The organism is Ornithinimicrobium jinqii, from assembly GCF_045032595.1.
Classification (GTDB): domain Bacteria; phylum Actinomycetota; class Actinomycetes; order Actinomycetales; family Dermatophilaceae; genus Ornithinicoccus.
On sequence record NZ_JBJFZS010000067.1, the window covers coordinates 1 to 1,402 of the forward strand.

Sequence of the window (1,402 nt, forward strand, 5' to 3'; positions counted from 1 at the left end):
CCCACCTGAACGCGATCACCGACCCCGCGCTCCTGCGCGCCGAGCTCGACGATGTCCGCACCGAGTACAACGCCTCCCGGCTGCACTCCGGCATCGGCTACGTCACGCCCCTGGACGAGCACACCGGCCGCGGCGAGGCGATCCGAGCAGCCCGCCGGCAGGGCCTCGCCCAGGCCGCCCGACAAAGACTTGCCTACCACCGAGACCAGAGGAAGAATCAACCCAATCCAGAAGACCCGGATGTGGTCTGATCCACCCGCCCAAAGCGGACATTAACGCTGAAACACCTCACCACGTCCGTCGCGGCCGCGACGTCAGGCGGCGGCTGCACGCCGTGATGGCCGGTCGCTATTCAACGACCTTCAGTTCACGCCTACCCACGCGCCCCATCAGACCACGGGAATCGCGCCGGGACCTGCACGTCAGACGACGCAATATCGCACGCCTCTTTGCTGCCGACCCGCGGCAGATCCGCGCGGTGGTCAGGTGCCGGATGCCATGTACCCGGCGAGGAAGTACTTGTGGTGTCGGTCGAGATTCTTGCGGGCGCGGTCGTAGCGCATCGTGGGGCGTGGGTCGGCGTGGCGGGCAGCGATCGGGACGTCGCGCAGGTCGACGCCGGGATCCAGCATGGTGGTGACGAACGTGTGCAGGAACATCTGCGGGTGCAGCCGGGGCAGGCTGATACCCGCGGCGTCCGCGAGGTCATGCAGGCGACGGGTGGCGGCGTGACGGTCACGCCGACGCGCTGCGCGTGCTTGAGTGTGCGCAGGGATCGTCCGGCAGGCTGAGTCGTCAGACCGATTCGACGAAGGAGATGAGTTCTTCGGCCACCGGTTCATGAGCGACCATCGGGGCGAAGTGACCCACGTCAGGGAGCTCGCGGACGATCACGTGGGCGAGGTGTTGCCTGATGTGCTGCGCGGAGGCGGTGAACCAGGCGGACAGCTCGGTCCGCTGAGCCCCAGCGTTGTCACCGTGCTTTCGTAGCCGGCCCCCGTGCTGCCGCTGGCGCCAAGTCATTGCCGGAAGAGCTGTTGAGGTCAAGGCACGGTGGTGACTTCCAGCTGCGTGACCTAGGCGAAAGAGTGCGCAATCTAGGATGTAGACATGTCCGACGGCGTGGTGAAGGGTCTTGGTTTCCTGGGCGTGCGGATCAACGATCCTGCTCAGTTTGCTTCTGCGGTGTCGTTGTATCGTGACATCTTCGGCTTGGCTCCGTTTCGGGAAGTGCCTAATCTTCTGGCCTGGTTCCACCTCGGCGACGGAACCGAATGAGGTGTTTCAGCGATAATGTCCGCTTTGGGCGGGTGGATCAGACCACATCCGGGTCTTCTGGATTGGGTTGATTCTTCCTCTGGTCTCGGTGGTAGGCAAGTCTTTGTCGGGCGGCCTGGGCAAG

3 protein-coding genes are annotated in these 1,402 nt (G+C 64.8%); 2 read left to right on the forward strand and 1 reads right to left on the reverse strand.

Translation table 11 applies throughout. From position 1 onward, the window contains the following. A partial coding sequence (locus ACI3ET_RS16335) for an integrase core domain-containing protein (protein WP_405033945.1) occupies positions 1–251 on the forward strand: 251 nt, incomplete at its 5' end. A 231-nt stretch (positions 252–482) separates the two neighbouring features. On the opposite strand, the gene ACI3ET_RS16340 is transcribed toward ACI3ET_RS16335, so the two are convergent. Then, positions 483–842, reverse strand: coding sequence for a tyrosine-type recombinase/integrase (locus ACI3ET_RS16340; RefSeq protein ID WP_405034128.1), 360 nt, complete (start codon positions 840–842; stop codon positions 483–485). A gap of 268 nt (positions 843–1,110) precedes the next feature. On the opposite strand from ACI3ET_RS16340, the gene ACI3ET_RS16345 reads away from it, so the two are divergent. Then, the gene (locus ACI3ET_RS16345; protein WP_405034129.1) at positions 1,111–1,278 is read left to right on the forward strand and encodes a hypothetical protein; all 168 of its coding nucleotides are present in this window, start codon (positions 1,111–1,113) and stop codon (positions 1,276–1,278) included. Positions 1,279–1,402 lie beyond the last annotated feature (124 nt).